General features: G+C 59.8%; 13 protein-coding genes. 3 read left to right on the plus strand and 10 right to left on the minus strand.

What is annotated here, in order from left to right:
* The first annotated feature begins 610 nt into the window (after positions 1 to 610).
* Positions 611 to 1,942, plus strand: coding sequence for a glutamate/aspartate:proton symporter GltP (gene gltP / locus AB7M26_RS05025; RefSeq protein WP_123500496.1), 1,332 nt, complete (start codon positions 611 to 613; stop codon positions 1,940 to 1,942).
* A gap of 204 nt (positions 1,943 to 2,146) precedes the next feature.
* Positions 2,147 to 3,376, plus strand: a complete 1,230-nt coding sequence (locus AB7M26_RS05030) for a nucleoside recognition domain-containing protein (protein WP_123500492.1) — start codon at positions 2,147 to 2,149, stop codon at positions 3,374 to 3,376.
* Positions 3,377 to 3,493: 117 nt separating this feature from the next.
* Here AB7M26_RS05030 and AB7M26_RS05035 read toward each other — a convergent pair whose 3' ends face one another.
* The 9 genes from AB7M26_RS05035 to AB7M26_RS05075 all read right to left on the minus strand — a co-directional run bounded on the left by AB7M26_RS05035 (position 3,494) and on the right by AB7M26_RS05075 (position 13,947).
* Complete coding sequence (locus AB7M26_RS05035) at positions 3,494 to 4,120, minus strand: ABC-type transport auxiliary lipoprotein family protein (RefSeq protein ID WP_429388191.1); 627 nt, start codon at positions 4,118 to 4,120, stop codon at positions 3,494 to 3,496.
* A complete protein-coding gene (locus AB7M26_RS05040) occupies positions 4,117 to 5,055 on the minus strand; it encodes an MlaD family protein (RefSeq protein WP_429375775.1) in 939 nt (312 codons plus the stop codon). Before AB7M26_RS05040 ends, AB7M26_RS05035 begins: the two co-directional genes overlap by 4 nt.
* Before the next feature lies 1 nt (position 5,056).
* The gene (locus AB7M26_RS05045; RefSeq protein WP_063342006.1) at positions 5,057 to 5,860 is read right to left on the minus strand and encodes an ABC transporter ATP-binding protein; all 804 of its coding nucleotides are present in this window, start codon (positions 5,858 to 5,860) and stop codon (positions 5,057 to 5,059) included.
* Positions 5,857 to 7,005 carry an ABC transporter permease gene (locus AB7M26_RS05050; RefSeq protein ID WP_427626068.1) on the minus strand — a complete coding sequence of 383 codons (1,149 nt, stop codon included), beginning with the start codon at positions 7,003 to 7,005 and terminating at the stop codon, positions 5,857 to 5,859. The genes AB7M26_RS05045 and AB7M26_RS05050 overlap by 4 nt, the downstream gene beginning before the upstream one ends.
* Positions 7,006 to 7,059: 54 nt before the next feature.
* Positions 7,060 to 8,088, minus strand: a complete 1,029-nt coding sequence (locus AB7M26_RS05055) for a DUF5924 family protein (RefSeq protein WP_123495538.1) — start codon at positions 8,086 to 8,088, stop codon at positions 7,060 to 7,062.
* A gap of 254 nt (positions 8,089 to 8,342) precedes the next feature.
* The gene (locus AB7M26_RS05060; RefSeq protein WP_429388196.1) at positions 8,343 to 9,722 is read right to left on the minus strand and encodes a M16 family metallopeptidase; all 1,380 of its coding nucleotides are present in this window, start codon (positions 9,720 to 9,722) and stop codon (positions 8,343 to 8,345) included.
* A 56-nt stretch (positions 9,723 to 9,778) separates the two neighbouring features.
* Complete coding sequence (locus tag AB7M26_RS05065) at positions 9,779 to 11,437, minus strand: Na/Pi cotransporter family protein (RefSeq protein ID WP_123495542.1); 1,659 nt, start codon at positions 11,435 to 11,437, stop codon at positions 9,779 to 9,781.
* 348 nt (positions 11,438 to 11,785) lie between these two features.
* Positions 11,786 to 12,553: a TerC family protein gene (locus tag AB7M26_RS05070; protein WP_008076283.1), complete on the minus strand. Its 768-nt coding sequence runs from the start codon at positions 12,551 to 12,553 to the stop codon at positions 11,786 to 11,788.
* 86 nt (positions 12,554 to 12,639) lie between these two features.
* Entirely contained in the window at positions 12,640 to 13,947 is a 1,308-nt protein-coding gene (locus AB7M26_RS05075; RefSeq protein WP_123495544.1) for a CitMHS family transporter, read from the minus strand.
* Positions 13,948 to 14,267: 320 nt separating this feature from the next.
* Here AB7M26_RS05075 and AB7M26_RS05080 point away from each other — a divergent pair, with 320 nt between their 5' ends.
* On the plus strand, positions 14,268 to 14,669 hold the full coding sequence (locus tag AB7M26_RS05080; RefSeq protein WP_429388201.1) for a GFA family protein: 402 nt from the start codon (positions 14,268 to 14,270) through the stop codon (positions 14,667 to 14,669).
* On the opposite strand, the gene AB7M26_RS05085 is transcribed toward AB7M26_RS05080, so the two are convergent.
* The gene (locus AB7M26_RS05085; RefSeq protein ID WP_063342011.1) at positions 14,670 to 14,996 is read right to left on the minus strand and encodes a DOPA 4,5-dioxygenase family protein; all 327 of its coding nucleotides are present in this window, start codon (positions 14,994 to 14,996) and stop codon (positions 14,670 to 14,672) included.
* Positions 14,997 to 15,026 lie beyond the last annotated feature (30 nt).

The following is a 15,026-nucleotide window of genomic DNA, read 5'->3' on the forward strand; positions in this document are numbered from 1 at the left end:
GTCGGGACGTTCTGACTGTTTCAGGGTCGGAGTGACCTACGGGTACAGGGAGTACCTGCGCAAGGGCCGGGTCAGGCAAAGCTGCGACGCAAGTTCGCCGGGGCCAGAGCGGCTCGACGAACTTGCGGAGAGCTTCAACGTGCAAAACGTTGATCTAGAGCATTCAGCTCATCTGCTATTGGTGCATATTCCCCGCAAAACCGTTTCGCGGTGTTTCTTCGTGACCGTATATCGAGAAAGCTCCGACTTTCCCGATAAGAGAATTCGCAGCCAAACGTAGGCTTTTTCCTAAATTTCCGCTTATTTAAAAACCTTCGTCCTGCGCTGAAATGGCCGGCATACGGCACTTATGCCCGCCTGAATGTCGCATTCAAACCGGTTGGGACGCGGGTTTCAGTAAGAAAATCTCATGCCGATTCGGCATAGGGTAGGCGTTTACGGCATTAGACGGCGCTTCCCTGCATCGGAATAGTTGCGCCTTTTTCGCTGCCTGAGAGCTGTAAATGCTCGGTCGCGGGGACCTTATACGGGGGCCGATGCAAGATTTGTTCGCCATTGAGCGTTTCAGTTCATGCATCAGCCTGAGTCAAACGCAAGTAAGGGTAAAGATATGAAGAAGGCAAAGCTTAGCCTCGCCTGGCAGATCCTCATCGGTCTGGTTCTGGGGATAGCAATTGGTGCACTGCTCAACCATTTCAGTGCCGAAAAAGCCTGGTGGATCAGCAACGTGCTGCAACCGGCAGGCGATATCTTTATCCGTCTGATCAAGATGATCGTGATCCCGATCGTGATCTCCTCGCTGATCGTCGGCATTGCTGGCGTGGGTGACGCGAAGAAACTCGGTCGCATCGGTCTGAAGACCATCATTTACTTCGAGATCGTCACCACCATCGCCATTCTGGTTGGTCTGGTGCTGGCCAACGTGGTCCATCCGGGCAGCGGCATCGACATGAGCACCCTGGGGACGGTGGATATTTCCAAGTACCAGGCCACTGCCGCCGAAGTTCAGCATGAACATGCGTTCATCCAGACCATCCTCAACCTGATCCCGTCGAACATTTTCGCGGCCATGGCCCGCGGCGAGATGCTGCCGATCATCTTCTTCTCCGTGTTGTTCGGTCTCGGTCTGTCGAGCCTGCAATCGGACCTGCGCGAGCCGCTGGTGAAGATGTTCCAGGGCGTATCGGAAAGCATGTTCAAGGTCACCCACATGATCATGAACTACGCCCCGATCGGCGTGTTCGCATTGATCGCGGTGACCGTGGCCAACTTCGGCTTCGCCTCTTTGCTGCCGCTGGCCAAACTGGTCGTTCTGGTTTACTTCGCCATCGCCTTCTTCGCCTTCGTGGTGCTGGGCCTGATCGCTCGTCTGTTCGGCTTCTCGGTGATCAAGCTGATGCGCATCTTCAAGGATGAGCTGGTCCTGGCCTACTCCACCGCCAGTTCCGAAACCGTGCTGCCGCGCGTGATCGAGAAGATGGAAGCCTACGGCGCGCCGAAAGCCATTTGCAGCTTCGTGGTGCCGACCGGCTACTCGTTCAACCTCGACGGTTCGACGCTGTACCAAAGCATCGCGGCGATCTTCATCGCCCAGCTCTACGGCATCGACCTGTCGATCAGCCAGCAATTGCTGCTGGTGCTGACGCTGATGGTCACCTCCAAAGGCATCGCCGGCGTACCGGGCGTGTCCTTCGTGGTGCTGCTGGCCACCCTGGGCAGTGTCGGTATTCCGTTGGAAGGCCTGGCATTCATTGCCGGTGTCGACCGCATCATGGACATGGCCCGTACCGCGCTGAACGTAATCGGTAACGCCTTGGCCGTGCTGGTCATCGCACGTTGGGAAGGTATGTACGACGACGCCAAGGGCGAGCGCTACTGGAACTCCCTGCCGCACTGGCGCAGCAAGGAAAAGTTGCCGGTTGGTGAAATTTCCAGCAACTAACGCATAACCCTGTGGGAGCGGGCTTGCTCGCGAAAGCGGTGGATCAGTCAACAGAGATGTTGAATGTTCCGGCCTCTTCGCGAGCAAGCCCGCTCCCACATTGGTCTTTTGCTAGCCGCACTAAACAAACCCCGGAGAAATCCGGGGTTTGTCGTTTCTGCCTACCCCGCTATCATTCGCCGCATTCTTCGGGGGATTTAACTGATGCTCAATGGCCTGTGGCTAAGCTTCTTCATCGTGGCTGCCGTTTCGGCACTGGCGCAATGGCTGATCGGCGGTAACGCCGGGATCTTCGCGGCGATGGTGGAAAGCATTTTCGCCATGGCCAAATTGTCGGTCGAGGTCATGATCCTGCTGTTCGGCACCCTCACCCTCTGGCTGGGTTTTCTGCGGATTGCCGAGAAGGCCGGGATCGTCGAGTGGCTAGCCAAAGCGCTGGGCCCGTTGTTCCTGCGACTGATGCCGGGAGTGCCGGCCGGGCACCCCGCCATCGGCCTGATCACGCTGAACTTCGCCGCCAACGGCCTGGGCCTGGACAACGCCGCCACACCGATCGGCCTCAAAGCCATGAAGGCGCTGCAAGAGCTCAACCCCAGCGACACCATCGCCAGCAACGCGCAGATCCTCTTTCTGGTACTCAACGCCTCGTCCCTGACCCTGCTGCCGGTGACGATTTTCATGTACCGCGCCCAGCAAGGTGCGCCCGATCCGACCCTGGTGTTCCTGCCAATCCTGCTGGCCACCAGTTGTTCGACCCTGGTGGGCTTGTTGTCGGTGGCGTTCATGCAGCGTCTGCGCCTCTGGGACCCGGTGGTGCTCGCCTACCTGATTCCCGGTGCCTTGGCCCTCGGTGCGTTCATGGCGCTGCTGGCGACGCTCTCGGCGACCGCTCTGGCGAGCCTGTCATCGATCCTCGGCAACGTGACGCTGTTCGGGCTGATCATGCTGTTTCTGGTGATCGGCGCATTGCGCAAAGTGAAGGTCTACGAGGCGTTCATCGAAGGTGCCAAAGAAGGCTTCGACGTGGCCAAGAACCTGCTGCCGTATCTGGTGGCGATGCTCTGCGCCGTAGGCGTGCTGCGAGCATCCGGGGCGCTGGATTTCGGTCTGGACGGGATCCGTCATCTGGTGGAGTGGGCCGGTTGGGACACCCGCTTTGTCGACGCGCTGCCGACGGCCATGGTCAAACCCTTCTCCGGCAGCGCCGCTCGGGCAATGCTGATCGAAACCATGAAAACCTCTGGAGTCGACAGCTTCCCGGCGCTGGTGGCGGCGACGGTCCAGGGCAGTACTGAAACAACCTTTTATGTACTGGCGGTGTACTTCGGCGCGGTGGGCATTCAGCGCGCACGGCATGCGGTGGGGTGTGCGTTGCTGGCGGAGTTGGCGGGGGTTCTTGGCGCGATCGGGGTTTGTTACTGGTTCTTCGGTTGACCGAAAATCCTGTGGGAGCGGGCTTGCCCGCGATGGCGGTCTAACCGTAAACAGAAATGTTGAATGCTCCGGCCTCATCGCGGGCAAGCCCGCTCCCACAGGGGTTCAGCGGTGGCCTCAAGGCCTCAGCGGCGGCGCAATCTTCTGACCTTGCTCCACCGTCCAAGCCACCACCTGCGCCGTCAATTGATCGCTGGCCTGACCAAAACCGGTCACCACCGCCGGCACCTTCACATCGTTCAACGGCTGACGCACTTCAAAGCGTCGGCTGGCGAGGATTCGCTGGTCATACCCACGCACCAACAACGCATCCAGGCGCACGACCACGCTCGCCGCCGTGCCTTGGTACTCGGTCTGGAACGCTTGCAGGTTGCCGCCCAGTTCCAGGTCTGCCTGGAAATTACTGTCATCGGTGCTGAGCAACGGCACGCGACCGTCACGCTGGAAACCATCGAGCAGACGATTGCGCAACAGCACCGGTGCCGGATCGCTCCAGCGTGAAGCCTTGTAGCTGCTGATCAGGTCACCCTGAGGGATTACGGCGATTTTCGGGTTGTTCAAGGCTTCGCTGGTTTGAGGCTTGGCCAGCCGCAACGACCAGCGCTGCGGCGAGCCGTGTTGGGCCGATGCGTCGCGCTGTGCCGACGGCAGTCGATAAACATCGGACGGCTCGGTCTTGGGGAAAATCGAACAGGAAGCGATCAACGCAAAACCGGCGAGGAGGGCGAGATGAGCCAGTTTCATGGCGTGAACTCCTTGTTTTTGTCGCTGCCCAGCAGGTAACCGCTGGGGTTGGCCTCAAGCCGCTGGGAAATGGTCCGCAACGAGCTCAAGGTATCGCGCAACTCGCGCACCGCCGGTGCCAGGCCATTGAGGCCCTGCATGCCGCTGTTGAGGGAATCCTGATTGGCGGAGAGCAATGTGTTGATGGTCGCGCTGCTTTGTTCCAGGGACTTCATGGCTTGCTCGGCACTGCCAAACATCTGCTTGCCCTGATCGTTGAGCAGGCCGTTGGCGTTGCGCATCAACGCGGTGGTCTGTTCCAGAGTGGCGCTGGCCTGCTTGCCAACCGAAGCCAGTTGCTGCATCGCCTGACGAATATCGCCGCGCTGATCGGCAATGGTGCCGGTGGTTTGCTCCAGGTGCTCCAGGGTGCTGCTGATACGCGCGACGTTCTCCGAGGAAAACAACTGATTGGCGTTGTGCATCAACACGTTCACGCCCGCCATCAGATCATTGCTGTCATTCATCAACCGGGCAATGGGCGAGGGCGATGCAACGATTGTCGGCAAATTGCCGTCCTTGCCCTTGAGCGTCGGACTTTGTGGCGTGCCGCCGCTGAGCTGGATGATCGAGGTCCCGGTGATCCCGGTCAGCGCCAGCTTGGCCTGAGTGTCTTCTTTGATCGGTGTGTCTCCGCCCAGGCGAATCCGCGCCAACACCCGGCGCGGATCGTTCGGGTCCAGGCGCAGCATCACCACGTCGCCGACCTTGATTCCGCTGTACTGCACGGCGCTGCCCTTGGACAGGCCGCTGACCGCCTCGTTGAAGACGATTTCGTAATCCTTGAATTCGGTATCGACGCTGGATTTGGCCAGCCACAGACCGAAGAGCAGGGCGCCTGCCACCACTATGACGGTGAACAGGCCAATCAATACGTGATGGGCTCGGGTTTCCATGTCAGACCTCGTTGAGCTGGTTAGCGGCCGTCAGCGCCGCGCGGCCGCGAGGGCCATGGAAGTATTCGTGAATCCACGCATCATCGGTTTCCGACACCTTGTCGATGGCGTCCGCCACCAGCACTTTCTTCTGCGCCAGCACCGCCACTCGGTCGGTGATGGTGTAGAGCGTGTCGAGGTCGTGGGTCACCAGAAACACGCTCAGGCCCAAGGCATCGCGCAGCGTCAGGATCAGTTGATCGAAGCCTGCGGCGCCAATCGGATCGAGGCCGGCGGTGGGTTCGTCGAGAAACAGGATGTCCGGGTCCAGCGCCAGTGCTCGGGCCAGGGCTGCGCGCTTGATCATGCCGCCGGACAGTGAAGCAGGGTATTTGTCGGCCGCCGATAACGGCAGCCCGGCCAACGCCATTTTCACTGCCGCCAGGTGCTCGGCGTCGGCACGGCTCAGGCCGGCGTGTTCAATCAGGGGCAGGGCGACGTTCTCGGTCACGGTGAGCGAAGAGAACAAGGCGCCTTTCTGGAACAACACACCGAACCGCCGTTCGACCAGCGAGCGCTCGTGTTCCGACAGGCTCGGCAAGTTCTTGCCGAAGACCTTCACCAGCCCTTCGCTGGGCTGGCGCAGGCCGACAATGCTGCGCAGCAGCACCGATTTGCCGCTGCCAGAACCGCCGACCACCGCCAGAATCTCACCCTTGTACAAGTCCAGGTCAAGATTCTCGTGCACGCTCTGGCGGCCGAAGCGATTGCACAGCCCACGGACTTCGATCACTGCCTCTGAAGGCGCTCGGGGTAAACGACTCACCAGTCCATCTCCATGAAAAACAACGCAGCCACAGCGTCGAGCACGATCACCACGAAAATCGACTGCACCACACTGGACGTGGTGTGCGCGCCGACGGACTCGGCGCTGCCGCTGACCTTGAAGCCCTCGAGGCAGCCGATGGCGGCAATCAGGAACGCAAAAATCGGCGCTTTGACGATCCCCACCAGAAAGTGCTGAACGCCGATGTCCGATTGCAGCAGTGACAGAAACATCGCCGGCGAGATATCCAGCGACAGAGCGCAGACTACGCCACCGCCGACAATCCCTGACAACATCGCCAGAAAGGTCAACATCGGCAGCGCCACCAGCAACGCCAGGACGCGGGGTACTACCAGCAACTCCATCGGGTCGAGGCCAAGGGTGCGGATCGCGTCAATCTCTTCGTTGGCCTTCATCGAACCGATCTGCGCGGTGAACGCGCTGGCGGTGCGGCCCGCCATCAGGATCGCCGTGAGCAACACGCCGAACTCCCGCAGAAAAGAGAACGCCACCAGGTCCACGGTGAAAATACTCGCACCGAAACTCGCCAGCACCGTCGCCCCGAGAAACGCCACCACAGCGCCCACCAAAAACGTCAGCAAGGCGACGATGGGGGCGGCGTCGAGGCCGGTCTGTTCAATGTGAGCGACCATCGGTGTGAGGCGCCAGCGCTTTGGACGAAACAACCCGCGAGCGATGGTTTCCAGGATCAGGCCGACGAAACCCAACAGTTGCAAGGTGTCCTGCCAGACCGCGTCGACCGCACGGCCAATACGGGTCAGCAGTTGAATGCCGACGCTGATTTCCGGTTCTTTGATCGGCACGCAGAAATCGGTCAGCGAGCAGTACACCGTCTGCAACAAGGCGCGATCAGCGGAGGAAAGGGTGCAATCGGGGTGTTCGGCAGATTTGCCCAGACGCTCGGCGCCCAGCAACTCCACCAGCAATGACGCACCCGCCGTATCGAGCGCGCCGAGACCATTGAGATCGATGTGGGTGTTGTTGTCGTATTGGCCACGGAGCTTTTCACTCAGGCGGCTGAGATCGGCGTAATGGGCGAGCGTCCAGTCACCCGTGACCCGCAACAGGGCAGGGCTGTGCGAGGTGTCCAGTCGGGCACTGCCAGGCATTGTGCTGCTAGTCATAAGCTCCGTGCTTGTTCGGCTATTACGCAGATCTGACTAATAGCACGAACCGCGTTACTTTTCTTTGATGGGTGTGCTGTCCATGACTTTGAAGCGCAACACGCCAATCAACTGACCGTCTTCAGTCAGCACCCGAACCTGCCATTTGCCTGCGGGGTTGCCGGGGAAGTTCTGCTTGTGGGTCCAGGCGCGGTAGCCTTCCTTGCGCCCGCCGTGGATGTCCAGGGGAATACGGTCGACTTCTTTACCGTTGAATATCCAGACGTGATAAATCCGCTCGGCCAGCCCCCGCGGAGCGTTGATCGCGGTGTACGCGTACAGCCCACCTCCGCGAATCTGCTCGGCGCTGACTTCTTCCAGGCTCTTGCCGGGGGTGCGGTCCTGCATTTGAGTGCTGATCGCCACATCGGTCATCCATAAGGTCGCCGGCGGAACCCAAGAGCGCAGCACCCAACCAGCGGCGCCGATACCGACGGTGATGCTGAGGATCGCCAGCGCATTGCGCACAGTGCGAATCGGGAAGATCGAGGCCAGGCTCGGGAACGACAGCAGCATGGCAATGCCTAGCGCCAGCTTGAAGCTTTGGGCGGTGGTCAGGTGCAGGATGACGGGCAGGGCGGTCAACAGGGCCGCGAACAGGGTCAGTGTGTGCAGCGCCAGGAACGCCCAGCGGCGCGGTGCCAGCCATTTGTAGTAGAGCGGGTCGATGATCGAAATCAGCGCCGCCATGCTCAGTAATCCAGTGAAGAACAACTGGCCGCTGTTCCAGGTGGTGGTGATTAAAAAGAACGGCAGGACGAAGAACAGGCTTTCCTGATGGATCATCTGCGTTGCGTAACGCAGCAGTGGCTGGGGTATCTCGCGCTTGAAGACCCTGGCGAACAGCTTGGTGAGGCTGTTTTCCAGCATCAACCAGACCCAGCTGATCAGCATGATGGTGGTGATCCACGTCGCCAGACCTTGTTGGCGATCCACCAGCATGAAGCTGCCGACCCCTGAAATGAAACCGCCGAGCGCAATGACCCCGGGATAGCGCTTCATCAACTCCAGGAGGCGCTGTACGTACAGGGTCAGGTTCGGCATTCGGCGATTCACAATAGTCGTGGGGAAAATCCTCGACAGGGTACCGCCCGAGGGGCCCTGTGGCGAGGCTTGCGGTCACTTTGATCGAACCCAAAACCCTGTGGCGAGGGAGCTTGCTCCCGCTCGGCTGCGCAGCAGTCGCAATATCGGTGAATGCGGTGTGTCTGATAAACCGGGGTGCCGTTTTTCAGGGCCGCTTCGCAGCCCAACGGGAGCAAGCTCCCTCGCCACAGGGCCCCCTCGCCACAGGGAAATCATTTCTTTCTGCGGTGAACGCGCCAACCCAATATTGCAAGCACCATCAGCCCAAATCCCCCGACAATCGTCCACATCACCTGGTCATAACTCATCAGCGGCTTCTCGATCCGCAGATACCCCGGTTGCAGCAGCAATTCGCGCATCGCCTTGTTCGCCTCGGCCAGTTTCACGTCTTGCAGTGCCTTGGCCGGGTTGACGAAATGGCCGTCCTCATAGTCGCCAAGGGCGCTCCAGTAATAGTCCGCCAGGGCGCTGTTGCCTTGCACGGCCCAGGCCTGGCGAGCGATGGCGGCTTGCTTGAGACGGGCGAAGGTGGCGGCATCGAGGCCGTTCTTGAGCAAATCGGCTTTAAGCTCATCCAGCACCTGTTCCGCTGCCAGCACGTCGTCGCGATCGAGGTCGGCGTTCAGGCTCATGAAGCCCACCCCGCCAAATATCTCGCGCTCGGCCGAGGGACCGTAGGACAACCCATGGGCCAGGCGCAATTGGCGATAGAGCGCCCAGTCCAGATAGTCCTTGAGCAGGTCAAAGGTTTCGTCATGCTGGTCTTCCAGCACCGGTTCCGGCACCAGCCAATGCAATTTGGCACCGCCGCCGACGAAACCGTTACTCAAATTGCGCTCGTGGGCCGCGCTGGCCTGAATGTCTGGCAGCGGCAGGTGAGCGCTAGGCTCAACCGCTTCGAGCGCACCATAGGCCCGTTCCAGATAGGCCGGCAGGAGGCGGTCGAGGTCGCCGACCACGATCAGGGTCATATTGTTGGGCGCATACCAGGCCTGGCGCACCTTCTCCAATTGCTCGCGGGTCAGGTGATCGACTTGCGCGCGCTCGGGGCATTTGAGGCCCAGCTCCACCGCCAACTGATTACTGGCGGTATGACCCAGGTCCTGGCGATCCAGCCAGCGTTGCAGGTGCGAGTAATGACCACCGTCTTCGCGCTCGACCACTTGCTTGGCGACGTTGATCGCATGGTCGTCGATACGGGTCTGGGTCAGCAGCGCCAATAACAGGTCGAGGACCTTGCGCTGGTTTTTCGCCGGAGCTTCGATGACGAAGGTCGTGTCGGCATTGTTCGTATAAGCATTCCACTCGCCGCCCAGGGCCTGCATGCGCTCTTCCAGACCGCCTTCGCCGGTGGCGTCGATGCCGCTGAACAGCAGATGTTCGAGTAGATGCGGCAGCTCCTTGTCGGCACAGCTGAAATCATCCCGGCCTACGCCAACCACCAACCGGATCGCCACATGCCCGCGCTCCGTACCCGGTTTGAGGACCAATTGCAGGCCGTTGCGCAACGTGTAGCCCTCGACCTGAAAGCGATCCAGGGCAAATGAAGGCAGTGAGCCGAGCAGCAGACAAGCGAACAGGAGACAACGCATAACGAATTTCCGTACGACCCGCGTAAGTTCAACAGACTTCAGGCAACTGTGGACGTTCAGGGTGAATGAGTGATGTCAGTCAAATCGTCGACCGCCAGAGCGCCAGTATCCGAAGTACCCAACACTGCATAGGCGCTGCTGCAGAACAACGAATTCAAGCGTCTCATGTCAGCAATCAGTTCCAGGTGCAGCGAACTGGTCTCGATACTTTGTACGATCTTACGGTTTAAACGGCTGACATGAGCGTGGGCCAGGCGGCGCTCCTGTGCGCGAAAGCGACGTTTCTCACGCAGTAACTGGCGAGCACTTTCCGGGTCGGCACTAAGGAACACTGACAACCCCAGACGCAGATTGGCAATCAGCTGACTGTGCAGCCCCGCCAACTCCTCCAGACCGACCTCGGAAAAAGACCGGCGTTGCGAGGTTTTCTGCTGCTGAACCTTGCGCAGCATGCGCTCGATCAGATCGCTGGAGAGCTTCAGGTTGATCGCCAGCTCGATGGTTTCCGCCCAGCGCCGACTGTCCTGCTCGCTGAGGTCTTCACGGGGCATTTGTGCCAGATAGAGTTTGATGGCGCTGTAGAGCGCTTCAACATCATCGGTCAGGCGACGAATTTCCTGGGTGACGGCGGTCTGCTTGCCGCGCAGCACGGCGAGCATGGCTTCGAGCATGCTGTCGACCAGATCGCCGATGCGCAGGGTTTCCCGGGCAGCATTGGCCAGCGCCAGACTCGGGGTGACCAATGCCGTCGGGTCAAGATGCCGTGGTTTGGCCGTGCCATTGATGTCCGGCCGCTCTGGCAGCAACCACGCACAGAGCTTGGCCATCGGCCCGACACTGGGCAACAGGATCAGGCAACGCACGGTGTTGTAGAGCAGGTGGAAGCCGATGACCATTTCCTGAGGGCTGAAGTCGAGGCTGTCGATCCAGTGTACCAACGGGTCGAGCACCGGAATGATCAGTAGCAGGCCGATCAGTTTGTACAAGAGGCTGCCGAGCGCCACCTGACGGCCGGCCGCGTTCTGCATGCTGGTGCTGAGAAAGGCAAGAATGCCGCTGCCGATGTTGGCGCCGATCACCAGGCCGATGGCCACCGGCAGGCTGATCACGCTGGCACCGGCGAGGGTCGCGGTCAGCAAAACGGCGGCCAGGCTGGAGTAGGAAATCATCGCAAACAGCGCGCCGACCAAGGCATCGAGCAGAATATCGCCGGTCAGGGAGGCGAAGATGACCTTCACCCCTTGCGCCTGAGTGATCGGCGCGGCGGCCTCGACGATCAGTTGCAACGCCAGAATGATCAGCCCCAGACCAATGCCGACCCGGCCCATCTGTCCGACCCGGGTTTGCTTGCGTGACAGAAAGAAAATCACCCCGAGGAAAATCAGCAGCGGCGACAGCCACGATAGATCGAGGGTCAGAACCCGCGCCATCAGCGCGGTACCCACATCGGCGCCGAGCATGGTCGCCAGGGCCGGGGTCAGCGCCATCAGGCCCTGACCGACAAACGAGGTCACGAGCATGGCGGTGGCATTGCTGCTCTGGACCATGGCGGTCACCATGATTCCGGCGAGAAACGCCAGCCAGCGCCTGGACATGTTATGGGCGATCACATGGCGCAAGTTGGAGCCATAAACCCGCAGGATGCCGGTTCGGACGATGTGCGTGCCCCAGATCAAAAGGGCCACGGCGGATAGCAGATTGAGCAGGGTGAGCATGCAGGCCCCCTGTGGTGGTAGCGCCCCAGTGGGGCAAGTCGACGGTGCCGCGCGTTTTTCTACGTTCTGTACATAAGCTGTAGTTGGCTAACGGTCTGGGCGCCAGCATCGCATAGCCAAAGAGGCGATTGAAACAAAACTGTCATGAAAACTGTTTGCTTCAGAAACGAACAAAGGGCCGTAGGCCCTTTGTTCTTGTGGCGAGGGAGCTTGCTCCCGCTCGGTTGCGAAGCAGCCGCAATACAGGCCTCCGCGATTTTATTGAGTAATCGCAGTGACTGGTTTCAGGGCCGCTTCGCGGCCCGGCGGGAGCAAGCTCCCTCGCCACAGAGACCCCATTGGGACCGGTTACTGACCCGGAACATCCTTGCGCAGTTTCACTGGCTCCTGCTGCTTCCTCTTTTTCATCATCGCGGTGCGCATCTTGATGTTGATCGCTTCCACCGCCAACGAGAACGCCATGGCGAAGTAGACGTAGCCTTTTGGCAAGTGCACGTCGAGCGATTCGGCAATCAGCACGGTACCGACCAGCAACAGGAACGACAACGCCAGCATCTTCAGCGACGGGTGCTTGTCGATGAACTCGCTGATGGTGCCAGAAGCCCACATCATCACTAGTACCGCTACGACAATCGCCGCAACCATGACCGGTACGTGGGACACCATGCCCACCGCGGTGATCACCGAGTCCAGCGAGAACACGATGTCGATGATCGCGATCTGGATGATGGTGTACAGGAAATTGCCGCCCTTGCCCGAAGGCTCGTCGCCGACTTCATCTTCACCTTCCAGCGCGTGGTACATCTCTTGCGAGCTCTTCCACAGCAGGAACAGACCACCGAAGAACAGGATCAGGTCACGCCCGGAAATACCCTGGCCGAACACTTCGAACAGGTCTGCGGTGAGGCGCATGACCCAAGTGATCGACAGCAGCAACAGGATCCGCGTGATCATGGCCAGCGCCAGGCCGAAAATCCGGGTGCGCGCCTGCATGTGTTTGGGCATGCGGCTGACCAGGATCGAGATCATGATGATGTTGTCGATGCCCAGGACGATCTCCAGGGCAGTCAGGGTGAAGAAGGCAACCCAGATTTCAGGGTTGGTCAGCCATTCCATGTGTATTCCTTTGAGCGAGTGTTTAAACCACAAAGGGCCCAGGCTTCAAACAACAAAGCCTGGACCCGTCATGGTGAGTCTTGGGCTTATAGAGTGCTGAACAGCGGGAAAATCCCCATCAGCAATGCAGCGACCAGTATGCACAGGCAAACCAGCACTGCCCACTTCAAGGTGAACCGCTGATGATCACCGAATTCGATACCGGCCAGCGCCACCAACAGATAAGTCGATGGTACCAGCGGGCTCAGCAAGTGGACGGGCTGACCGACGATCGAGGCACGTGCCATTTCCACCGCGGTTATACCGTAATGACTGGCGGCTTCGGCAAGTACCGGTAACACGCCGTAATAAAATGCATCGTTCGACATGAAGAACGTGAACGGCATGCTTACCAGCGCGGTAATCACAGCCAGGTACGGGCCGAGGAAATCGGGAATAACCGCCAGCAGGCTTTTCGACATGGCATCGACCATGCCGGTGCCCGACAGGATACCGGTGAAGATACCCGCGGCAAAGATCAACCCGACCACCGCCAGTACGCTACCGGCGTGGGCCGCAACGCGGTCCTTCTGCATTTGCAGGCAAGGGTAGTTGACGATCATCGCGATACTGAACGCCACCATGAACAGCACTGGCAGCGGCAACAGGCCGGCGACCAGCGTGCACATCAGTCCCAGGGTCAAGGCCCCGTTGAACCAGATCAGCTTTGGACGACGGGCATCCGGGAACTGCGAAACGCTGATTTCGCTGTGATCGACTTCATCACCGACCAGGTGCAGTTCACCCAGACGCGCACGTTCGCGTTTACCGTAGAAGTAGGCAATTGCCAGAATCGCCACCACGCCGGCCAGCATCGCCGGAATCATCGGTACGAAAATGGCGGACGGGTCGACATGTAGCGCACTGGCCGCACGAGCCGTCGGGCCACCCCAAGGGGTCATGTTCATCACGCCGCCGGCGAGGATGATCAGACCGGCCATGATCCGCGGGCTCATGCCGATGCGGCTGTAGAGCGGCAGCATGGCAGCCACGCAGATCATGTAAGTGGTCGCACCGTCACCGTCCATGGACACGATCAGCGCCAGAACGGCGGTGCCGACCGAAACTTTCAACGGGTCGCCCTTGACCAGTTTGAGGATCTTGCGCACGGCCGGGTCGAACAGACCGGAGTCGATCATCAGGGCGAAGTAGAGAATGGCGAACATCAGCATCACGCCGGTCGGCGCGAGCTTGGTGATGCCTTCAAGCATCATCGGGCCGATCTTCGGCGAGAAACCGCCGAACAGGGCGAAGATAATCGGGATGATGATCAGAGCGATCAGCGCGGACAGGCGCTTGGTCATGATCAGGAACATGAACGTGATGACCATGGCGAAGCCAAGGAAAGTCAGCATAGGAATACTCCAGGCGTAGCGCGGCTAGGGAATGGCGAACCGGATGGGGTCAGCGCAGAACGGGAAGCACGAGACGTACGGGCGGAGTGACAGCGAAGAGGCGGGTAGTAGCAGACATCAGAATCACCATTGTTGTTGTTTAATGGACCGGGCGGGCGATAAAACACTCGCATTGGCCAACCGGTCTGTTGCCGGCAGTGAGGGCGATCCTAATCGGGGAAGCTTTCAGCCAGCTTTCGCGAGTGAAAGCATTGACCGAATGTGCAACCGGTCGTCGGGCCGGGTTTAGAGTCCGTAAACACGGGGGCAGGAGAAAAAACATGGGCGAACTACACACCGGCGGCTGCCACTGCGGACAAATGCGCTATCAATTCAGCGGGCCATTGCACGATATCGCTCACTGCCATTGCTCGATTTGCCGACGGGTCAGCGGAGGAATCGTGACCACCTGGATTACCGTGCCGGCCTCAGCATTTGAGTGGATGGCGGGTACGCCTTCCCGGTACGAGTCTTCATCCACCTGCGTGCGCTATTTCTGCCCGAACTGTGGGGCGCAACTGGCGCTGGTGACGCAGCTGAGTCCCGAGAGCATCGATGTGACCATCGCCACCCTCGACCATCCCGAGCAGGCTCCGGCCGAGCGGCATATCTGGACCGACAGTCGTTTGCCGTGGCTGCATCTGGACGAGCACTTGCCCGGCGAGGCCCAAGAACAACTCTGATCAGAAAACAGACAGGTTCAGCGGCCGGATCGCGCCCATCCAGATCGCATGTTCGGTGTGGTCGAGCAAATCGTCGCCCGTGTCCGGGTGCAGGAATATCACTAATCCCTTGCGGTTGAGCGCCAGCCACGGCAATACCTCACCCATGTATTGGGGCTCGAAAGCCAATTGGCAGCTCCAGTCCGGGTGCGGGCCTACCGGGCGTTCGTGCATGCGCCCCATTTTCAGTGGAAACAATTGCGCGGCCTGCTCACACAAGGCCCGTGCCTGTGGCAGGGTGCTGGCATCGAAGTAGACATGCGCGTGGTAACCCTTGATCTGTTGCATCTCAAACCCCCTCTAAAACTACTTGTCGAA

Source organism: Pseudomonas sp. F-14 TE3482 (genome assembly GCF_053629455.1).